19 protein-coding genes are annotated in these 17,627 nt (G+C 59.8%); 10 read left to right on the top strand and 9 right to left on the bottom strand.

Annotation, left to right across the window (positions count from 1 at the left end):
• Positions 1–53: 53 nt before the first annotated feature.
• On the bottom strand, positions 54–710 hold the full coding sequence (locus tag ACXX83_RS04325) for a thiopurine S-methyltransferase (protein WP_458547637.1): 657 nt from the start codon (positions 708–710) through the stop codon (positions 54–56).
• A gap of 102 nt (positions 711–812) precedes the next feature.
• On the opposite strand from ACXX83_RS04325, the gene ACXX83_RS04320 reads away from it, so the two are divergent.
• A complete protein-coding gene (locus ACXX83_RS04320; protein WP_458547636.1) occupies positions 813–1,580 on the top strand; it encodes a DODA-type extradiol aromatic ring-opening family dioxygenase in 768 nt (255 codons plus the stop codon).
• An 89-nt stretch (positions 1,581–1,669) separates the two neighbouring features.
• On the opposite strand, the gene ACXX83_RS04315 is transcribed toward ACXX83_RS04320, so the two are convergent.
• Positions 1,670–3,343: a DEAD/DEAH box helicase gene (locus ACXX83_RS04315; RefSeq protein WP_007973525.1), complete on the bottom strand. Its 1,674-nt coding sequence runs from the start codon at positions 3,341–3,343 to the stop codon at positions 1,670–1,672.
• A 424-nt stretch (positions 3,344–3,767) separates the two neighbouring features.
• On the opposite strand from ACXX83_RS04315, the gene ACXX83_RS04310 reads away from it, so the two are divergent.
• Positions 3,768–4,559: a crotonase/enoyl-CoA hydratase family protein gene (locus tag ACXX83_RS04310; protein ID WP_458547635.1), complete on the top strand. Its 792-nt coding sequence runs from the start codon at positions 3,768–3,770 to the stop codon at positions 4,557–4,559.
• Positions 4,560–4,661: 102 nt separating this feature from the next.
• Here ACXX83_RS04310 and ACXX83_RS04305 read toward each other — a convergent pair whose 3' ends face one another.
• A complete protein-coding gene (locus tag ACXX83_RS04305) occupies positions 4,662–5,417 on the bottom strand; it encodes a spermidine synthase (protein WP_015094041.1) in 756 nt (251 codons plus the stop codon).
• Between the two features lie 150 nt (positions 5,418–5,567).
• Here ACXX83_RS04305 and ACXX83_RS04300 point away from each other — a divergent pair, with 150 nt between their 5' ends.
• Positions 5,568–6,914: a class II 3-deoxy-7-phosphoheptulonate synthase gene (locus tag ACXX83_RS04300; RefSeq protein ID WP_007973530.1), complete on the top strand. Its 1,347-nt coding sequence runs from the start codon at positions 5,568–5,570 to the stop codon at positions 6,912–6,914.
• Between the two features lie 108 nt (positions 6,915–7,022).
• On the opposite strand, the gene ACXX83_RS04295 is transcribed toward ACXX83_RS04300, so the two are convergent.
• Positions 7,023–8,252 (bottom strand): winged helix-turn-helix domain-containing protein, encoded by a 1,230-nt coding sequence (locus tag ACXX83_RS04295; RefSeq protein ID WP_458547634.1) that lies wholly within the window; start codon positions 8,250–8,252, stop codon positions 7,023–7,025.
• Between the two features lie 80 nt (positions 8,253–8,332).
• Positions 8,333–8,548, bottom strand: coding sequence for a DUF1127 domain-containing protein (locus tag ACXX83_RS04290; RefSeq protein ID WP_007973532.1), 216 nt, complete (start codon positions 8,546–8,548; stop codon positions 8,333–8,335).
• 95 nt (positions 8,549–8,643) lie between these two features.
• Between ACXX83_RS04290 and ACXX83_RS04285 the strand changes: the two genes are divergently transcribed.
• Positions 8,644–9,498, top strand: a complete 855-nt coding sequence (locus ACXX83_RS04285) for a LysR substrate-binding domain-containing protein (protein ID WP_116580071.1) — start codon at positions 8,644–8,646, stop codon at positions 9,496–9,498.
• Here ACXX83_RS04285 and ACXX83_RS04280 read toward each other — a convergent pair.
• Positions 9,488–10,222, bottom strand: coding sequence for a sulfite exporter TauE/SafE family protein (locus ACXX83_RS04280; RefSeq protein WP_407800581.1), 735 nt, complete (start codon positions 10,220–10,222; stop codon positions 9,488–9,490). The two genes, ACXX83_RS04285 and ACXX83_RS04280, sit on opposite strands and share 11 nt — an antisense overlap.
• 125 nt (positions 10,223–10,347) lie before the next feature.
• Between ACXX83_RS04280 and ACXX83_RS04275 the strand changes: the two genes are divergently transcribed.
• The 4 genes from ACXX83_RS04275 to ACXX83_RS04260 all read left to right on the top strand — a co-directional run bounded on the left by ACXX83_RS04275 (position 10,348) and on the right by ACXX83_RS04260 (position 13,574).
• Positions 10,348–11,304: a LysR family transcriptional regulator gene (locus ACXX83_RS04275; protein WP_458547633.1), complete on the top strand. Its 957-nt coding sequence runs from the start codon at positions 10,348–10,350 to the stop codon at positions 11,302–11,304.
• 67 nt (positions 11,305–11,371) lie between these two features.
• Positions 11,372–11,833 (top strand): MarR family winged helix-turn-helix transcriptional regulator, encoded by a 462-nt coding sequence (locus ACXX83_RS04270; protein ID WP_217838373.1) that lies wholly within the window; start codon positions 11,372–11,374, stop codon positions 11,831–11,833.
• A gap of 270 nt (positions 11,834–12,103) precedes the next feature.
• A complete protein-coding gene (locus ACXX83_RS04265; protein WP_095966403.1) occupies positions 12,104–12,523 on the top strand; it encodes an organic hydroperoxide resistance protein in 420 nt (139 codons plus the stop codon).
• A gap of 34 nt (positions 12,524–12,557) precedes the next feature.
• On the top strand, positions 12,558–13,574 hold the full coding sequence (locus tag ACXX83_RS04260) for an alpha/beta hydrolase (RefSeq protein ID WP_217837549.1): 1,017 nt from the start codon (positions 12,558–12,560) through the stop codon (positions 13,572–13,574).
• Between the two features lie 183 nt (positions 13,575–13,757).
• Here the strand turns inward: ACXX83_RS04260 and ACXX83_RS04255 are convergent, their stop codons facing one another.
• Entirely contained in the window at positions 13,758–14,327 is a 570-nt protein-coding gene (locus ACXX83_RS04255) for an elongation factor P (protein ID WP_007955690.1), read from the bottom strand.
• Between the two features lie 48 nt (positions 14,328–14,375).
• On the bottom strand, positions 14,376–15,518 hold the full coding sequence (earP, locus tag ACXX83_RS04250) for an elongation factor P maturation arginine rhamnosyltransferase EarP (RefSeq protein WP_217837548.1): 1,143 nt from the start codon (positions 15,516–15,518) through the stop codon (positions 14,376–14,378).
• Between the two features lie 124 nt (positions 15,519–15,642).
• On the opposite strand from earP, the gene ACXX83_RS04245 reads away from it, so the two are divergent.
• Together ACXX83_RS04245 and ACXX83_RS04240 are read left to right on the top strand one after the other, a co-directional pair.
• Positions 15,643–16,053: a hypothetical protein gene (locus ACXX83_RS04245; protein ID WP_217837547.1), complete on the top strand. Its 411-nt coding sequence runs from the start codon at positions 15,643–15,645 to the stop codon at positions 16,051–16,053.
• 2 nt (positions 16,054–16,055) lie between these two features.
• A complete protein-coding gene (locus ACXX83_RS04240) occupies positions 16,056–16,538 on the top strand; it encodes a GreA/GreB family elongation factor (RefSeq protein ID WP_015094030.1) in 483 nt (160 codons plus the stop codon).
• A gap of 6 nt (positions 16,539–16,544) precedes the next feature.
• Here the strand turns inward: ACXX83_RS04240 and cysB are convergent, their stop codons facing one another.
• Positions 16,545–17,519 (bottom strand): HTH-type transcriptional regulator CysB, encoded by a 975-nt coding sequence (gene cysB, locus ACXX83_RS04235; RefSeq protein ID WP_015094029.1) that lies wholly within the window; start codon positions 17,517–17,519, stop codon positions 16,545–16,547.
• Positions 17,520–17,627 lie beyond the last annotated feature (108 nt).

The raw sequence follows: 17,627 nt of genomic DNA, 5'->3' as shown, positions 1-17,627 counted from the left end.
GGGCTTGCTCCGGGCGGCGTTCCGACGAAGAGGCCGGTGCTAACATCTGGATATTATCGACTGGAAACCCTATACACCCGCTCCTCAAGTCGCGTCACACCCGCCTCCAGGAACTTCCCGCTCTCACTCAATACGTCCTGATCCTCCAGAACCTTCAGCGACCATGACCCGCCCAACAATCGCTGCACCTCATCATCGAGCACGGCAAACGGCGGTCCGTCCATCTGTACCTGGTCATAGTCCAGCGTGATCAATAATCCGCGACACTCTTTCGGCAGAATCCGATTCAGGTGCGCCGCATATTGCTCACGCATCTTCGCAGGCAACGCAATCAACGCGGCGCGATCATAGAGCGCGGAGCAATCAGCCGTGTCACCGGCCGTCAGCTCAAAGAAATTGCCACACCAAAGTTCGATGGAGCCTGCCCGATAGACCTTGAACGGCCCCTGTTCACTGACGGCCGGATCAAAGCCATGCTCGCTGAAAAACTCCTCGATGGCTTTTTCCGACAGCTCGACTCCCAGGACCTCATGGCCTTGATGGCCGAGCCAAAGCAAATCCAGGCTTTTTCCACATAACGGCACCAACACGCGCGCCCCCTCTTCAAGGCTTAACGCTGGCCAGAACCGCTTCAGATAAGGGTTCACCTGCGGCAGGTGAAAGCCGATCTGATTCGCCGCCCATTTCTTGTGCCAAAACTCCGGCTGCATAAATAACCCCGAAAATTCGATCAAAACACCCTAAAACTTATATTAGATTTAGATTAATGATCTGACTGAAGATGTTGCATCTTAACTCTCAGGAGCTCATTCATGTTCCCCAGTCTGTACATATCCCACGGCTCTCCCATGCTCGCCCTGGAACCCGGTGCCAGCGGGCCGGCACTGGCCCGCCTGGCCGCCGAGATACCCAGGCCCAACGCCATCGTGATTGTGTCTGCGCACTGGGAAAGCAAAGAGCTGCTGGTCAGCGGCAATCCGCAGCCTGAAACCTGGCATGACTTCGGTGGATTCCCCAAAGCCCTGTTCGAGGTCCAGTACCCGGCACCCGGCGACCCGCGACTCGCCGCAGAGGTTACCGAGCTACTGAAAACAGCTGGCTTTCCTGCGCGTATCGACAGCAATCGGCCTTTCGACCATGGCGTCTGGGTTCCTTTATCGCTGATGTACCCACAAGCCGACATTCCGATTGTCCAGGTTTCGCTGCCCACCCGCTCCGGCCCCGCTCTGCAGACCCGCGTTGGCCACGCACTGGCCAGCCTGCGCGAGCACGGCGTCCTGCTGATCGGCTCCGGCAGCATCACTCACAACCTGCGGGAGCTGGACTGGCACGCCGGCCCCGAGAGCGTTGAGCCCTGGGCGCTGGCGTTTCGCGACTGGATGATCGAGAAGCTCGAAGCGAACGACGAAGCCGCACTGCATGACTATCGCGCGCAGGCACCGCATGCCGTGCGCAACCACCCCAGCGACGAACACCTGTTGCCACTGTACTTTGCCCGCGCCGCCGGCGGGCCGTTCAGCATTGCCCACCAGGGGTTCACCATGGGCGCACTGGGCATGGACATCTATCGTTTCGGCTAGCCAAATAGGCTGCGATCTTTTTTACAGACAAAAAAATCCCCGAACCAGTCGGGGATTTTTCATGTTCGATCAATCAGCCCGAGAGCGGATCAATCTTCGCGGTAGCGACGCAGCTTCAACTGCTTGCCGGCAACGCGAGTGTCCTTCAGCTTGGTCAGCAACTTCTCCAGACCATCTTCCGGCAGTTCGACGAGGCTGAAGCTGTCACGCACCTGGATGCGACCGATCGCTTCACGCGCCAGACCACCTTCGTTGAGGATGGCGCCCAGCAGGTTCTTGGCAGCGATACCATCACGCGCGCCCAGCGCGGTACGGCAACGTGCACGGCCTTCGCCCAGCGGCATCGGAGCACGACGCTCGCGGTCGCCACGCTCAGGACGATCACCGGAACGCTCTGGACGATCGCCACGCGGTGCATTGTTCGGCACCAGTGGACGCTCTTTCTCGATAGCGGCCAGGTTCAACGCTTGACCGTTGGTTGCCTTGCGCAACAGGGCTGCGGCCAGGGCACGCGGGCTGCAACCGATGTCGGCGGTCAGGCGATCGAGCAGATCACCGTGAGTCGATTCGGCCTCGGCCACCAGCGGCGACAGGCTGTTGGTCAGTTTCTTGATGCGCGCATCCAGAACGGCTTGAGCGTCCGGCAGGCGAACTTCAGCAACCTTCTGACCGGTTACACGCTCGATCACTTGCAGCATGCGGCGCTCACGCGGAGTCACCAGCAGCAGTGCACGACCTTCGCGACCGGCACGGCCGGTACGGCCGATACGGTGAACGTAGGACTCCGGATCGTACGGCATGTCAACGTTGAACACGTGAGTGATGCGCGGAACGTCCAGGCCACGAGCGGCAACGTCGGTGGCCACAACGATGTCCAGACGGCCATCCTTGAGGGAGTCGATCACGCGCTCACGCTGGTTCTGGGCGATGTCACCGTTCAGCGCAGCGGCTTTGTAGCCTTTGGCTTCCAGGGCACTGGCCAGGTCCAGGGTCGCTTGCTTGGTGCGCACGAACATGATCAGGGCGTCGAAATCTTCCACTTCCAGCAAGCTGAGAACGGCCGAAGTCTTCTGGTCAGCGTGAACCAGCAGGTGAGCCTGCTCGATCGCGGTAACGGTCTGGGTCTTGCTCTGAATCTTGACGTGCTTCGGATCGCGCAGGTGGCGTTCGGCGATTGCACGGATCGACTGAGGCAGGGTTGCCGAGAACAGTACGGTCTGACGGGTTTCCGGCATGGCCTTGAAGATGACTTCCAGGTCGTCCATGAAGCCCAGCTTGAGCATTTCGTCGGCTTCGTCGAGAACCAGGTGGTTCACGGTCGCCAGTACTTTTTCGTCGCGACGCAGGTGGTCGCACAGACGGCCCGGAGTGGCGACGACGATTTGTGCGCCATTACGGATTGCTTTCAGTTGTGGGCCCATCGGCGCGCCGCCGTAGACAGCCACAACAGTCACGCCCGGCATTTGCTTGGCGTAGGTTTCGAAAGCGGTTGCAACTTGTAGCGCCAACTCACGAGTTGGGGCCAGGATCAGAGCTTGCGGCTCGCGCTTGGACGGATCAATGCGGTGCAGAATTGGCAGGGCAAAGGCAGCGGTTTTACCGGTACCGGTTTGCGCCTGACCAATCATATCGTGACCGGCGAGAATGATCGGGATCGACTGCTGCTGAATGGCCGAAGGCTCTTCATAGCCGGTAGCGACTACTGCAGCGACAATATTTGGATGAAGTTCAAGAGCGGCGAAGCCGCCGATTTCCTGGGTCATGGGTCTGCCTCTAAGTGCATCCGCAAAGACCCATGCTCCAAAGCTGCACATGCCGTGTTGAGACTCAAGAGTCGCCCTGGCAGCTTTGTCGGCGGGGATTTGCGAAAACGAATGAATGAAAAGAATCGTAAAGGAAGAGTCCGCTGGGCGGACGTGCAGCCGAAGCTGGCTTCGGGGAATTGCGCTACCTAAACGCGGCCCGGTTAAAGGCCGGCGCGCACTATACCGGAATTCGTCAAAAAAGGGAGCTTTTTTTATCGGAAATCCACCGGATACACCGTTGTGTCACAGGCTTTGCGAATAATCGGTCAGCCGGCTATTTTTCAAAGGCCCGGCCTTGCGGGTGATGGCGCTAAAACGGTTCACCCTTTACCGTGCAGACCGCAGGTCCCCGCACGCCTTTCCCACCCCCGAGGACCGCTCCATGAATCAGTCCAGCTCCAGTCGAGTCAGCCGTGAACGGCGCGGCCATGTGTTCCTGATCGGCCTGGATCGGGTGGCCAAGCGCAACGCCTTCGATCTCGACCTGCTCAACGCGCTGAGCCTGGCCTATGGCGAATTCGAGGCCGACAGCGAAGCGCGGGTGGCGGTGGTGTTCGCTCATGGCGAGCACTTTACCGCCGGGCTCGACCTGGTCAATGCCAGCGTCACACTCGCAGATGGCTGGCAGGTTCCGCCCGGCGGCTGTGATCCCTGGGCGGTGTTCGCCGGTCCCAGGGTCAGCAAACCGGTCATTGTCGCCGCCCAGGGTTATTGCCTGACCATCGGCATCGAGCTGATGCTGGCCGCCGACATCAACCTGTGCGCCAGCAACACCCGGTTCGCGCAGATGGAAGTGCAACGCGGGATCTTCCCGTTCGGCGGTGCCACCCTGCGCCTGCATCAAGTGGCCGGCTGGGGCAATGCCATGCGCTGGCTGTTGACCGGGGATGAATTCGACGCCCGTGACGCCTTGCACCTGGGTCTGGTGCAAGAGGTCATGGCCAGCGAGGACTTACTGCCCCGGGCGATTGAACTGGCCGAGCGGATCGCCCGTCAGGCGCCGCTCGGCGTTCAAGCGACACTGATGTCTGCGCGACAGGCCCGCTATGAAGGGGAAACCGCAGCCGCACAGGCGTTGCCGCTGCTGGTGAAGAAGTTGATGGCTAGCGAGGACGTCAAGGAAGGTGTGCGGTCGATGGTGGAGCGGCGGCCCGGTGTTTTCAAGGGCTGCTGAAAATCCGTGTAGGAGCTGCCGAAGGCTGCGATCTTTTGATCTTGAAAAGCAAAATCAAAAGATCGCAGCCTTCGGCAGCTCCTACAGGGGGATCAGTGTGCCTCAGGTTGCCGGGCGAATCGCCTTGATCAACGACTGCAACGAATACCCCAGCCGCGGCGCCAGCGTTTCGGCGCGGGCGATCAGGCCGTCCATGTCCAGCTCCTGATCCAGCTCCGAAGGCACGATCAGGATCACGTTGCCCTCCTTCACCGGCAGCTCCCAATAGTGCCGGTGATACAAACCGCGCAACAAGGCGGCGCCCAGGGGTTTGCCATCGTCGGTAGCCCACTGATTGATCACCAGCCAGCCACCCGGATTCAATCGTTTCTGGCAGTTTTCCAGGAAACTCCAGGCCAGATGCCCGACACCCGGGCCGACATCGGTATAAAGGTCGACGAAAATCAGGTCCGCCGATTCTGCGCTATCCAGCAACTCCAGCGCATCGCCAACGCGGATGTACAGGCGTGGATCGTCATCCAGCCCCAGATATTCAATGGCCAGGCGCGGCACGTCCGGGCGCAGCTCGATGGCTTCGACATCTTCCAGCGGCAGGAACTTGAGGCAGGCCTGGGTCAGCGTACCGGCGCCAAGACCGAGAAACAGTGCGCTTTCGGGCAGTTCATGGCACAACGCGCCGATCAGCATCGCCCGGGTATAGTCGTACTCGAGCCAGCTCGGATCGGCGGTGAACACGCAGCTTTGCTCGATGGCATCACCGAACTCGAGAAAACGGTAATCGGCCACTTCCAGCACACGAATCACACCGAACTCGTCCTGTACCTCGGCGAGCAGATGCTCGACGCGTTCCTCAGTCATTTCATCTCCTGACCGTCACCGGGGCCGGCAACGCAATAACACCGCGTGTAGAGAGCGGCAAAGGCGAGATTGTCAGCGATGCGACGGGAACAGGTCACGCACTAATTTGCTGATAACATGGACGTCCGAGCGAAAACACTAGAGACCGTGATGAGCCAACCCTGGAGTCCTGACAGCTGGCGCGCCCTGCCGATCCAGCAACAACCCCGATACCCCGACGCCGCGCATTTGCAGCAGGTCGAGCAGACCCTGGCCAGCTATCCGCCGCTGGTGTTTGCCGGTGAAGCCCGTGAGTTGCGCCGTCAGTTTGCCGAGGTGACCCAGGGCCGCGCTTTTCTGTTGCAGGGTGGCGACTGCGCCGAAAGCTTCGCCGAATTCTCCGCGGCGAAAATCCGTGACACCTTCAAGGTGTTGCTGCAGATGGCCATCGTGATGACTTTTGCCGCCGGCTGTCCGGTGGTCAAGGTCGGGCGCATGGCCGGGCAGTTCGCCAAACCGCGTTCGGCCAACGACGAAACCATTGATGGCGTGACGCTGCCCGCCTACCGTGGCGACATCGTCAATGGCATCGGTTTCGACGAAAAAAGCCGCGTGCCGGACCCCGAGCGCCTGTTGCAGTCGTATCACCAGTCCACCGCCACGCTGAACCTGCTGCGCGCGTTCGCCCAGGGCGGGTTTGCCGATCTGCATCAGGTGCACAAGTGGAACCTGGACTTCATCGCCAACTCGGCGCTGGCGGAAAAATACAGCCACCTGGCCGATCGCATCGATGAAACCCTGGCGTTCATGCGCGCCTGCGGCATGGACAGTTCGCCGCAGCTGCGCGAGACCAGTTTCTTCACCGCCCACGAAGCGCTGCTGCTGAACTACGAAGAAGCTTTCGTGCGGCGCGACAGCCTGACCAACGATTACTACGATTGCTCGGCGCACATGCTGTGGATCGGCGACCGCACCCGCCAGCTCGACGGCGCCCACGTCGAATTCCTGCGCGGGGTGAACAACCCGATCGGGGTCAAGGTCGGCCCGAGCATGAACCCCGACGACCTGATTCGCCTGATCGATGTGCTCAACCCGGACAACGATCCGGGCCGCTTGAACCTGATCGCACGGATGGGCGCGAACAAGGTCGGCGATCACTTGCCGCAACTGATCCGCGCTGTCCAGCGAGAAGGCAAGCAGGTGCTGTGGAGTTCCGACCCGATGCACGGCAACACCATCAAGGCCAGCAGCGGCTACAAGACCCGCGACTTCGCGCAGATCCTTGGCGAGGTGAAGCAGTTCTTCCAGGTGCACGAAGCCGAAGGCAGTTATGCCGGTGGTATCCATATCGAAATGACCGGGCAGAACGTTACCGAGTGCATCGGTGGTGCGCGGCCCATTACCGAGGACGGTTTGTCGGATCGCTACCACACCCATTGCGACCCGCGGATGAATGCCGATCAGTCGCTGGAACTGGCGTTTTTGATTGCTGAAACCCTGAAGCAGGTTCGGCGCTAGTTATTGGCTGCATGACAAGGCGCCTTCGCGAGCAAGCCCGCTCCCACACTTGATTTGTGAACGACACAGAACCAATGTGGGAGCGGGCTTGCTCGCGAAGGGGCCAGTTCAGTCACCATCAATCTGTGCCAATGCCACCCGCAACCTTGCCGCACTCGCCCGCGGGCAGTTCAACTGAACCTGCGCCAGCCCCAGCCAATCCGCCATCTGCCGCAGATTGACCGCCAACGCCAACATCCCCTCGTCATCCAGCCCCGTTTCTTCTTCATGCACCGCATGCACAGCCAAACGACCCGCCGCCCGCTCGGCACGCAGATCGACCCGTGCGGCAATCCGTTCGTTGTGCAGAAACGGCAGCACGTAATAGCCGTAAACGCGCTTGTCCTGCGGTGTGTAGATTTCCAGCCGATAACGGAAATCAAACAGCCGCTCCGTGCGGCTGCGCTCCCAGATCAGCGAATCGAACGGCGAGAGCAAGGCACTGGCCGCGACTTTGCGCGGCACCTTCGGCTCAGGCAGACAATAGGCCGGTTGTCGCCAACCCTGGACTTCGCAGATCAGCAATTGACCGGCCTCGACCAACTCGGCCAAACGTGGACGACTGTCCGCAGGGTTCAGGCGGAAATAGTCACGCAAATCCTTCTCCGTACCGACACCCAAGGCCGTTGCCGCATGCCGTAACAGGCCGCGCTGGGCGTCATCTTCATCCAGGATGGGCTGCGCAAGAACCGCCGAGGGAATTACCCGTTCCGGCAAATCGTAGAGCCTTTCGAACCCGCGCCGTCCGGCAACGGTCACTTCACCGGCAGCGAACAACCATTCCAGCGCATGCTTTTCCGCACTCCAGTCCCACCAGGGCCCGGCACGCTCCTGACGGGTCGACAGGCTTGCGGCACCCAGCGCGCCCTGCTGCTCGACCGATGCCAGCACGCGACGAATCGTGTCTTGCTGCTCACGCCCAAAACGCGCCAATTGCTGATAGATGTCTTCGCCACGGCTCGCTCGCTGCATGCGCCAACGCATCAGCGGGTATAGGGAAAGCGGTAACAACGAGGCTTCATGGCCCCAATACTCAAAAAGTGTTCGACGCCGGCCCTGGCTCCAGGCTGCCTGGTCGAGCAAGTCCGGGGAATAATGGCCGAGGCGGGAAAACAGCGGAAGGTAGTGCGAACGCACCACTGCATTGACCGAATCGATCTGCAAAATGCCCAGCCGTTCGATCAGGCGGTTGAGCGCAACAGCCTTGATCGCCGCTGGCGATTGCCGCCCGTTGAACCCTTGGGCGGCCAGCGCCAGACGCCGAGCCTGTTTGAGGGTAAAGGACAATGTTGCGGGCATGGGCATCTCCTTGTCTGCTCGCAACCTACCTCACCGGTAAGGGGTTTGTGTAGCGTGGCATTCATCATTTATTGATCGGGTCATTTATGCATCGGGTCGCTCCAGAACGGTTTGATCGACTCGTTCTCCACATCCGCACGACTCATGCCGATGTCCTTGAGTGCTTCGTCGCTCAAGCTCGCCAGCAGTTCGCGCTCGCGATGCAGTTCGTACCAGCGGCCGACCTTGTGCAGCAGATCGGATATCAGGTGAATGGAGTGTTTTTCCGCACCATGGAACTCATGTTGACCTTTCATCTTGTTGCCCTCCGTTTGGATGGCTCCAGTCTCGCGCCGGGTCTAAGATCAATCCAACGAATGTTTCTGATGTCACATATCTCGGAGATTGATGGATGTCGGCCTACCCGAGTATCGATACCGAAGTGCTGCGCACCTTCGTCGCCATCGCCGACCAGGGCGGCTTTACCCGCGCCGGCGAAATGGTCAACCGCACCCAGTCAGCCGTCAGCATGCAGATGAAACGACTGGAAGAAGATGTGCTGCAGCGTCAGCTGTTCCAGCGCGACGGACGGCAGGTGCGGCTGACGGCCGAAGGCCAGGTGCTGCTGGGCTATGCGCGACGGATCCTCAAGCTGCACAGCGAGGTCTTCAATACCCTGCGTGAACCCGACATGGTCGGCATGGTGCGCATCGGTACGCCGGACGATTATGTGATGCGGTTTCTCCCGGGGATCCTGCGCCGGTTTGCCCAGTCCTATCCGCTGATCCAGATCGAAGTGCACTGCGAATCATCGAAACAGCTGTTGATGCGCCAGGACCTGGACCTGTCCATCGTGACCCGCGAACCGGGCAGCGAAATCGGTCAGTTGTTGCGCAAGGAACGTTTTGTCTGGGCCGAGGCGCAATGCTACAGCGCCCACGAACAGACGCCGCTGCCGCTGGCGATGTTCAACAGCGATTGCTTCTGCCGCCAGTGGGCGTGCAATGCCCTGGATGCCCGGGGGCGCGATTACCGGGTGGCGTACAACAGCGACAGCCTGTCGGCGATCATGGCCGTGGTCAGCGCCGGCCTGGCAGTGACCGCGCAACTTGAAAGCCTGATCACCGCGGACATGCGCATTCTGGGTGAAGCCGAGGATCTGCCGTTGCTGCCCGAGGCCAGTATCATGCTCGTGCGCAACCTGCATAACCCGTCACCGATCACCGAGTGCCTGGCCGAACACATCATTGATGGCTTCAAACTTTAAAAGCGAGCGTCACTGCACAGAACACCAGGAACCCGCAAAACAGCCCGCGCAGCAGCCGCTCCGGCAAGGCGTGGGCAACCTTCACACCCCAACTGATGCTCATCAACCCCCCGACCGCCAACGGTAAGCCGATCCCCCAGTTGACCTGATGGTGCACGGCATAAGTCACCAGCGTCACCCCCGTGCTCGGCAAGGCCAGCGCTAACGATAACCCCTGCGCAACCACCTGACTGGTACCGAACAGGCTGGTCAGCACCGGCGTCGCCACCACCGCGCCCCCCACGCCGAACAACCCACCCATTGTGCCGGATGCAGCGCCAAGCACGCCCAGCCAGGGCCATGAGTAGTTCATCTGTGACGCCGCCGTGGTGCGGGAGGCGAACATGCGAACGAAGTTGTACGCCGACAGTGCGATCAGAAACGCGACAAAACCTATGCGCATGGTTCGCGCATCGATGCCCACCGCCCAGATCGATCCGAGCCAGGCGAAGCAGAACCCCATGATGGCCAACGGTAACGCGTGTTGCCGCTCGATCCGGTTGCGCTGATGGTAGCGCCACAGCGCCAGCATCACGTTCGGCACGACCATCACCAATGCCGTGCCTTGGGCAATCTGCTGATCGAGCCCGAACAGCACGCCCAATAGCGGAATGGCAATCAGGCCACCGCCGATTCCGAACAAACCGCCAAGCGTGCCCAGTAAGGCACCGAATACCAGGTACATCAGAAACTCAATCACGGCCAATTTCTCCTCACATCACGCCATTGATCCTACGCAGTTGCTTATGGCACGGAAACGCACAGCGACGCACAATGGCTGTGCCAAATTCGCACAAGCACAGACTTGCCATGAATCCCAACCAATTGACCGACCAACTGGCTTTATTCCTCGATGTACTGGAAACCGGCAGTTTTTCCGCCGCCTCGCGCCGTCATCCGATGACCCCTTCGGCCGTGGCACGGCGTATCGACAGCCTGGAAAACGCGGTCGGCAGTCAGCTGTTCATCCGCAGCACGCATGCGGTGCGCGCTACCCCGGCAGGATTGGCCTTCGCCGAGCGAGCACGGCGGATCGTCGCCGAGTTGCGCCTGGCCCGGGCCGAGGCCGTGTCCTTGAGCAGCGCGCCGGAAGGCCTGATTCGTATCGATGCGCCAGCAGCCTTTGGGCGCCGGCACCTGGCACCGGTGATTGCCGACTTCCTCATGCTCTATCCGGGACTCGATGTGCAACTGCATCTGATCGACAGTTTCGTCGACATGCAGGGCCAGAACCTCGGCAAGGTCGATCTGGTGCTGCGCGCCGGGCAATTGGCCGACACCCGGCTGGTGGCCACGCCACTGGCGAGCATGGTGCGTATTGCCTGCGCCAGCCCTGACTATTTGCGACGACGCGGCGTGCCGACCGATCCATCACAGCTGAATGAACACGACGGACTCGATTGGGATGGTCTGGCCCCGCCCTTCGCCTGGCGTTTCGAACGGGACGGGCAAATGCAGTTGCATCGGCCGGCACGGGTGCGCATGAGCGCCAACAATGCCGAGGCGCTGGTATGCGGCGCATTGGCCGGATTGGGTATCGCGCACCTGCCGACCTGGCTGGCCAGCGAGTACCTGTTACGGGGTGAGTTGCTGCCGCTGTTCTGCGACAGCGGTCTGCCGAAACCGGAAAACACCGGCATCTATGCCTTGCGCCTGGAACAACAACCCAACCCCCGTAGCCGCTTGTTGCTGGAGTACCTGAAAACCCGCTTCAGCCCGGTTCCGCCCTGGGATCTGCTGTTGCAAACCCATTTGCAACGGCACTGATCAAAATTATCTGGCGCATTAAAGATTCGCCCGCTAGATTCCAATGATCACAGATCAAGGCTTCGACATGAGCACCGAGCGCAACACCCCGGACAACTGCGACAACCTGCTACTGGATAATCAGGCCTGCTTCGCCCTGCACTCCACTTCGCTGATGATGACCAAGGTCTACAAGCCCTTGCTGCAAGCGCTGGGCCTGACCTACCCGCAATACCTGGCGATGATGGTGTTGTGGGAAAGGGATGGTTTGACGGTAGGCGAAATCAGCACGCGATTGCTGACCGACCCTGGATCCTTGACGCCGCTGCTCAAGCGCCTGGAAGCCGAAGGCCTGCTCAGCCGAACCCGCAGCCGCGAAGATGAACGCGTGGTGATCGTCGAGCTCACCGAACAGGGTCGGGCGTTGCGCGACAAGGCGCGTGATATTCCCCAATGCATCCTCGGCGCCAGCGGGATGACACTGGAGCGCCTGCAAAACCTGCAAGCGGAGCTGCAAGAGCTGCGTCGCCACCTGCAAGACAGCCTTTAGCCTTCAAACCACCACAAAGCCCGCTCCCACACTGCTTTTGTGCGGTGCTATAGAACCCGCCGCCCCCCCCAAAAAAAGTCGCCTGTAAAACCTCAATCCGCTCTAACTCAATAGTTTCAGCCAATCCTGCTTAACCGCTCGTCGGCCCTGGCAAATTTATTTTGTTTTTTATCTTGCGCACTAAACATTAGCGCTATACATTTACTTCGTCCTTACTTAGCGCGCAAACATTTAGCGCAAACAACTCAACCCCTGAACGAGGCTTTCACCATGCAAACTCTCTACACCGCAATCGCAACTTCCACCGGTGGCCGTGACGGTCGTGCGGTTTCCAGCGACAACATCCTCGACGTCAAACTCGCCACGCCGAAAGAACTCGGCGGTGCCGGCGGCGCAGCCACCAACCCTGAGCAACTGTTCGCCGCCGGCTATTCCGCCTGCTTCATCGGCGCCCTGAAATTCGTCGCCAGCCAGACCAAGCGCAGCATCCCGAGCGACGCGTCGATCACCGCCCATGTCGGCATCGGCCAGATCCCTGGCGGTTTCGGCCTGGACATCGACCTGCACATCAGCCTGCCAGGTCTTGAACAAGCCGATGCCCAGACACTGGTCGACGCCGCCCACCAGGTCTGCCCGTACTCCAATGCCACCCGTGGCAACGTCGATGTGCGCCTGCACGTAACCGTCTAAGCGCTGACTACTCAGGCCCGAACAGGAAACGAACATGAACACTTTCAGCAAAGTCTTGACCGGTACCCTTCTCGCTCTGTCGATCAACGGTGCGTTCGCAAGTGATGGGGTTGAACACAACACCCAGGCGTTCCTCGATGTGCTGAATGCCGGTACCGGCAAACCACTTGAACAACTCAGCCCGAAAGACGCCCGCGCCGTGCTGACGGGCGCGCAGGCCGGGGTGAAACTGACACTGCCAAAAGCCGATGTCAGCCAGAAGACCATTCAAGTCGATGGCCAACCGCTGAACCTGACCATAGTCCGGCCGGCCGGGGTCAAGGGTGAGCTGCCGGTGTTTATGTTCTTCCACGGCGGTGGCTGGGTACTGGGGGACTTCCCGACCCACGAGCGGCTGGTGCGTGACCTGGTGACCGGTTCTGGGGCAGCGGCGGTGTTCGTGAACTACACGCCGTCGCCGGAAGCCCATTACCCGGTGGCGATCAACCAGGCTTACGCCGCGACAAAATGGGTGGCCGAGCACGGTAAGGAGATCAACGTCGATGGCAAGCGCCTGGCGGTAGCCGGCAACAGTGTCGGCGGCAACATGGCGGCCGTGGTTGCACTGATGGCCAAGGACAAGGGAACCCCGGCGATCAAGTTCCAGGTGTTGCTGTGGCCGGTGACGGATGCCAACTTCGAAACCGACTCCTACAACCAGTTTGCCGAAGGGCACTTCCTCACCAGAAATGCGATGAAGTGGTTCTGGGACAACTACACCACCGACGCCAACCAGCGTAACGAGATCTACGCCTCGCCTCTGCGCGCAACCACCGCCCAGTTGAAAGGCTTGCCGCCAGCGCTGGTACAGACCGCCGGTGCTGACGTGTTGCGCGACGAAGGCGAAGCCTACGCCCGCAAACTCGATGAAGCCGGAGTACCGGTGACCTCGGTGCGCTACAACGGCATGATCCACGACTACGGTTTGCTCAACGTGGTGAGCCAGGTGCCGGCGGTGCGCTCGGCGATGTTGCAGGCGTCTGAAGAGCTCAAGCAACACCTGAAGAAATAACGCCGTACACAATGTGGGAGCGGGCTTGCTCGCGAAGGTGGCGTGTCAGTCGACATAAATATCGAATGGGAAGACGCCTTCGCGAGCAAGCCCGCTCCCACAGGGGGTCGTCGCTGAAGGTGAAATTCCAGGCACAAAAAAGCCCGACTCAATGGTCGGGCTTTTTCATTCCTCAAGCAGTGCTTATTTGGCACGGCCTTTGTAGGAACCGCCTTCGCGGGTATCGATCTCGATCATGTCGCCGATTTCGATGAAGTCAGCAACCGACAGCTCGGTACCGTTCTTCAGTTTGGCAGGCTTCATTACCTTGCCGGAAGTGTCGCCGCGAGCGGAACCTTCGGTGTAGTCAACCTGACGCACGATAGTGGTCGGCAGCTCTACGGAAACCAGACGGCCTTCGAAGAACACGGCTTCGCAAACGTCGGTCATGCCTTCTTCCACGAATGGCAGAACGCTTTCGATGTCTTCGGCGTTCAGCTCGTACATGGTGTAGTCGGTGGTGTCCATGAACGTGTAGGAGTCGCCGCTGATGAAGGACAGGGTCGCTTCCTTACGGTCGAGGATCACGTCGTCCAGCTTGTCGTCCGCACCGTATACGGTTTCGGTCTTGTAGCCGGTCAGCAGGTTCTTCAGCTTGGTCTTCATGATCGCGCTGTTACGACCGGACTTGGTGAATTCAGCTTTCTGAACCAGCCAAGGATCGTTGTCGATACGGATCACGGTACCGGGTTTGAGTTCTTTACCAGTTTTCATTGCGAATATCCGAATTTGGATGGGATTTACAAAAATCTAGGCCGCGTATCATATCCAATTTCCATAAAACTGTACCAGCGCCGTGGCAAGATCGGCCTGCAAGGCCTGTTCCAGACACCACGCCTCGGCGTGTTTTTCCAGCTCTGGCCAGTGTTTACGGGTGGATTGCCAGTGGTCGGGCATTTTTTCACCGGCGTTCCAGGCTCGCCAGAGACCGCTGATCGCCTCCCGTGCAGGGTCCGATAGCCCCTTCACATAGAGTTCGAGGAAGGCTTCGAGCTTGTCCAGATGGATATCTTCTTCCTGCCGATAGATGTGCCAGAGAAATGGCCGGCCCGCCCATTGAGCGCGCACAAAGGAATCTTCGCCACGCACGGCATTGAAATCGCAGCACCACAGCAAGCTGTCGTATTGGTCCTGGCGGACGAATGGCAGCACTTGCACGGTCAAGGCGTCACGCACATGCACGGCACCGGCCGCCAACCCCTGCTCACCGAGCCAACGCTCGACATCGCCGAGAATCCGCCCTTCCGGCACCAGCAGATGAGTGGCCGTCGAATCGCCAGCCATCGCATCGAGCCAACTGGCCAACCCGGTGTTTTCGTAGGCAAACAATGAGATCAACTGTGCACCGGGTGCAGGATCAATCCCTAAACCGTGCAGGAATTCTCTTTGAGCTTGCGGGTCCTGCTGAAATTGCCGACGACGCTCAAGCAACCCGCGCTCACGCAACAATCCGCCAGTGCCCTTCTGGAAACCCGGGAAGAAAAAGAACTTCTGTACGTTCTTGTATTTCACCGAGGGCAAACCGTGACAGCCGATCACCCAGTCCTCGGCACTCAGGTAGTCGAGGTTCATCCACAGCGGGGTCTTTTCCCGTTCGACCATGGCATCCATATAGGCGCTCGGCAATTGGCAGGCGAATGCAGCAATCACCACATCGGCGGCTTCAGTCCGTTGCCACTCGGCTGGCCATTGACGCACTTCGACGCCTTGCTGCCATTGCTGCGCGGCGTGGATGTCGATTTGCGGACACAGGCGCTCGAACGCTCGCAGATCATCGACCCATAGACGCACCGCCAGCCCATGTTCGGCCACCAGTTGCCGGGCCAGTCGCCAGGTCACGCCGATGTCGCCGAAGTTGTCGACCACGGTGCAAAAAATATCCCAGCGGGTTTTCAGTTCAGGCATTCCAGGCTCCCGTTGGCAAAGGCGCCGATTGTCCGCATAAATTACCCCGTGCAGAAGAGCCGACGACGATTATTCTTCATGCGACAATCGCCACTCGCCAGTGACCTTTCGCCAGGAAGCAACCATGCCCCACCGCCCCGCTCCGCGCCGATCCTTCCCGATCAGCCTCAATGCCCTGCAACTGACCGGCAGCATCGCCCTCGGCATGTGGCTGGGATTCATTGCCATTGTGCTGACCTGCTGGCTCGCTTCACGCCTGCTTTTCAGCGAACAATTGGCACCCGTGGCTGCAGCTGTGGAGCAATTGGCCAAGCCACCGGTGGTGACTCAACCGGTGCCGGACATCCCGCCACAGAGCCCGCTGTTCGAGCAATATGAAGAAAACCTGCGCAAGAGCGAACAGGCTCAACGGCTCGATCAGGCGCGCAGCAGCACTCGCAACCTGGCCAACCCGAACTGTCAGTTCTGGCTGCAACAGGACCGGACTGCACCCAGCGAAAAAAGTCGCGCCAACGTCCTGCAATTCTGCGATTGATCATGAATAAGCACACCGTCCACCAGCTGATTCTCGACAAGCTGCAGATCGATCTCGACATCGCCGAACGGGCCGCGCAAACCGCCTACGAAACGGCGACCCACGAAGAAAACATCGCCGAGAACAAATACGACACCTTGGGGCTCGAGGCGTCCTATCTCGCGGCCGGGCAAGCCAAAAGGGTCGAGGAAATCCGCCAGTCACTGAGCCTCTGCCAGAACCTGGCCCTGCGCCCGTATGACGAACAGCGGGGCATCGAAGTCGGCGCGCTGCTCGGGCTCGAAGACGAAAAGGGGCGCGAACAATGGCTGTTCCTGGCCCCTGATGCAGCCGGGTTGAAAGTCGACCTGGTGGGGCAACTGATCACCGTCATCACCCCGCGCTCACCGCTGGGCAAAAGCCTGCTGGGCAAGTTCGAGGGCGACGAGGTGGAAATTACGGTGGCGGGCGCTCGGCAACAGTTCGCTGTCACCGAGGTCGTTTGAACGGGCTTAATGGACTGGCAGTTCGACACCTTCGAACAGCTCTTCCAGTTCCTGCTTGTTGTGGCATTGAATGGCCTTGGCCATGACTTCGCGGGTCAGGTGCGGCGCGAACTTCTCGATGAAGTCGCACATGAAACCACGCAGGAAGGTGCCGCGACGGAAGCCGATCTTGGTCACGCTGGACTCGAACAGTTCGCTGGCATCAAGTACGACCAGATCGCTGTCGAGTTTGGTGTCGACCGCCATTTTCGCCACGATGCCCACGCCCAGGCCCAGGCGAACATAGGTCTTGATGACGTCGGCGTCGGCGGCGGTGAACACCACTTTCGGCGTCAGGCCTCGATGGCTGAACGCTTCGTCGAGTTTCGAACGGCCGGTAAAACCGAACACGTAGGTAACGATCGGGTATTCGGCCAGCGCTTCGAGGGTCAGTTTCGACAGTTTGGTCAGCGGGTGGCCCTGAGGCACGACCACGCAGCGGTTCCAGCGGTAGCACGGCATCATCACCAGATCACCGAACAGTTCGAGCGCTTCGGTGGCAATGGCGAAATCCACGGTGCCGTCAGCGGCCATTTCGGCGATTTGCATCGGCGATCCCTGGTGCATATGCAGGGCAACGTCCGGGTATTGCTTGATGAAATTGCTGATCACCGGCGGCAATGCATAACGCGCCTGGGTGTGAGTGGTGGCAATCGACAGGGTGCCTTTCTTCTCGTTGGAGAATTCCTGGGCGATCTGCTTGATGCTTTCAACCTTGCGCAGAATCTCGCCAGCGGTGGTGATGATGCGCTCACCGGCCGGGGTGACCCGGGTCAAGTGCTTGCCGCTGCGGGCAAAGACTTCGACGCCCAGTTCATCTTCGAGCAGACGGATCTGTTTGCTGATGCCCGGTTGAGAGGTGTAAAGGCTTTGGGCTGTAGCGGAAACGTTGAGGTCGTGGTGCGCCACTTCCCAGATGTAGCGCAATTGTTGAAGCTTCATATGAATCCCTCAAAGCAGGTAGACGCCACGGGCATCAGCGACGATATATAACTATATTAATGGCTCGAAGAATAAATCTAGAACTTTTTTATCAGATTGCCATTATTC

This window comes from Pseudomonas sp. GNP012 (assembly GCF_054343835.1).
The sequence above is the reverse complement of the archived record's forward strand: the minus strand, read 5'-3'. Positions and strand labels throughout refer to the sequence as shown.

What these genes read in the sequence shown, in the direction of transcription:
- ACXX83_RS04325 (WP_458547637.1), bottom strand. Translation starts at nt 710, where the DNA reads ATGCAGCCGGAGTTTTGGCACAAGAAATGGGCGGCGAATCAGATCGGC.
- ACXX83_RS04320 (WP_458547636.1), top strand. Translation starts at nt 813, where the DNA reads ATGTTCCCCAGTCTGTACATATCCCACGGCTCTCCCATGCTCGCCCTG.
- ACXX83_RS04315 (WP_007973525.1), bottom strand. Translation starts at nt 3,343, where the DNA reads ATGACCCAGGAAATCGGCGGCTTCGCCGCTCTTGAACTTCATCCAAAT.
- ACXX83_RS04310 (WP_458547635.1), top strand. Translation starts at nt 3,768, where the DNA reads ATGAATCAGTCCAGCTCCAGTCGAGTCAGCCGTGAACGGCGCGGCCAT.
- ACXX83_RS04305 (WP_015094041.1), bottom strand. Translation starts at nt 5,417, where the DNA reads ATGACTGAGGAACGCGTCGAGCATCTGCTCGCCGAGGTACAGGACGAG.
- ACXX83_RS04300 (WP_007973530.1), top strand. Translation starts at nt 5,568, where the DNA reads ATGAGCCAACCCTGGAGTCCTGACAGCTGGCGCGCCCTGCCGATCCAG.
- ACXX83_RS04295 (WP_458547634.1), bottom strand. Translation starts at nt 8,252, where the DNA reads ATGCCCGCAACATTGTCCTTTACCCTCAAACAGGCTCGGCGTCTGGCG.
- ACXX83_RS04290 (WP_007973532.1), bottom strand. Translation starts at nt 8,548, where the DNA reads ATGAAAGGTCAACATGAGTTCCATGGTGCGGAAAAACACTCCATTCAC.
- ACXX83_RS04285 (WP_116580071.1), top strand. Translation starts at nt 8,644, where the DNA reads ATGTCGGCCTACCCGAGTATCGATACCGAAGTGCTGCGCACCTTCGTC.
- ACXX83_RS04280 (WP_407800581.1), bottom strand. Translation starts at nt 10,222, where the DNA reads ATGTACCTGGTATTCGGTGCCTTACTGGGCACGCTTGGCGGTTTGTTC.
- ACXX83_RS04275 (WP_458547633.1), top strand. Translation starts at nt 10,348, where the DNA reads ATGAATCCCAACCAATTGACCGACCAACTGGCTTTATTCCTCGATGTA.
- ACXX83_RS04270 (WP_217838373.1), top strand. Translation starts at nt 11,372, where the DNA reads ATGAGCACCGAGCGCAACACCCCGGACAACTGCGACAACCTGCTACTG.
- ACXX83_RS04265 (WP_095966403.1), top strand. Translation starts at nt 12,104, where the DNA reads ATGCAAACTCTCTACACCGCAATCGCAACTTCCACCGGTGGCCGTGAC.
- ACXX83_RS04260 (WP_217837549.1), top strand. Translation starts at nt 12,558, where the DNA reads ATGAACACTTTCAGCAAAGTCTTGACCGGTACCCTTCTCGCTCTGTCG.
- ACXX83_RS04255 (WP_007955690.1), bottom strand. Translation starts at nt 14,327, where the DNA reads ATGAAAACTGGTAAAGAACTCAAACCCGGTACCGTGATCCGTATCGAC.
- earP (WP_217837548.1), bottom strand. Translation starts at nt 15,518, where the DNA reads ATGCCTGAACTGAAAACCCGCTGGGATATTTTTTGCACCGTGGTCGAC.
- ACXX83_RS04245 (WP_217837547.1), top strand. Translation starts at nt 15,643, where the DNA reads ATGCCCCACCGCCCCGCTCCGCGCCGATCCTTCCCGATCAGCCTCAAT.
- ACXX83_RS04240 (WP_015094030.1), top strand. Translation starts at nt 16,056, where the DNA reads ATGAATAAGCACACCGTCCACCAGCTGATTCTCGACAAGCTGCAGATC.
- cysB (WP_015094029.1), bottom strand. Translation starts at nt 17,519, where the DNA reads ATGAAGCTTCAACAATTGCGCTACATCTGGGAAGTGGCGCACCACGAC.